Annotated in this window: 1 protein-coding gene; it reads left to right on the top strand. The window is 72.9% G+C overall.

Annotated elements, in window-relative coordinates; all coding sequences use genetic code 11:
- Positions 1 to 158: 158 nt before the first annotated feature.
- On the top strand, positions 159 to 1,384 hold a 1,226-nt coding region (locus AC2W7G_RS16350; protein ID WP_485869369.1), incomplete at its 3' end, for a proton-conducting transporter transmembrane domain-containing protein.

The raw sequence follows: 1,384 nt of genomic DNA on the forward strand, positions 1-1,384 counted from the left end.
CCACCGGCGCCGTCCCCGCCTGGGCGGGGCGCGCCGACCGCGACCAGCACGCCGGCGGTGAGCGCCGTCGCCAGGATCGTGGCCCAACGGGCGCGTGCTCGACGGGGTCCCGAGATTTCCCCAGTCCTCATGGCTACCGATACCCTTTCCCCAACCTCATGCTGCCGCTGCTGACGCTCCACTTCCTCGCCGCAGCGGTGGCCCCTGTCCTCGTTCGCTACCTGCACCGCGCGACGTTCCCCGTCCTGGCGCTGGTGCCGGCAGGCGGGTTCGTCTGGCTCCTGGTGCACGGCCGTCCCGGCGGGACGGAGGTGGAGCACCACCCCTGGATCGGCACCCTGGGCCTGGACGTGAGCCTCGCGCTCGATCCGTTGCGCTGGACGCTCTCGCTGCTGGTCACCGGCATCGGCGCACTCGTGCTCGTCTACTGCACGAGCTACTTCCGCGCCGGCGACCCGGGGCTGTGGCGCTTCTCGGCGGTGTTCGTCTCCTTCGCCGGCGCCATGCTCGGCCTGGTCCTGTCCGACAACCTGCTCCTGCTCTACGTGTTCTGGGAGCTGACCACGGTGCTGTCGTACCTGCTGGTGGGGCACAACCCCGAGCGCAGCGCCAACCGCCGCGCCGCCATGACCGCGCTGCTGGTCACCACGTTCGGCGGCCTGGCCATGCTGGTCGGGTTCGTCCTGCTGGGCCAGCACACCGGCACCTACTCGGCGACCGAGCTGCTGGCCGACCCGCCGGCGTCCGGGACGCTCGTCACCGTCGCGATCGCGCTCGTGCTCGCCGGCGCGGTGTCGAAGTCCGCGCTCGTCCCGTTCCACTTCTGGCTGCCCGGCGCGATGGCCGCCCCCACCCCGGTCAGCGCCTACCTGCACGCCGCGGCCATGGTGAAGGCCGGCATCTTCCTCGTCGCGCTGCTCGCCCCGGCGTTCGCCGACACCCCCGGGTGGCGCCCCTCGCTCGTCTCGCTCGGCCTGCTCACGATGATCGTCGGCGGCCTGCGCGCGCTGCGGCAGTACGACGTCAAGCTGCTGCTGGCCCACGGCACCGTGAGCCAGCTCGGCTTCCTCATGACGCTCGTGGGGCTCGGCACGCGCTCGGCCGCCCTGGCCGGGCTCGCGCTGGTGCTCGGGCACGCTTTGTTCAAGGCGTCGCTGTTCATGGTGGTCGGCGTCGTCGACCGCTCGACCGGCACCCGCGACCTGCGCCAGCTGAGCGGGCTGCACCGCCGCATGCCGTTGCTCATGGTCGTGGCGGTCGTCGCCGCGGGCTCGATGGCCGGCGTCCCGCCGCTGCTCGGCGTTCCTGTCCAAGGAGGCCGCGTTCGCCGCCGCCGAGGACCTCGGCGCGACCTGGCTGGGACGTCGCCGGGCCGCTCACCCTA

The sequence above is a fragment of the Aeromicrobium sp. PFPM2_SD2 genome (genome assembly GCF_057364525.1).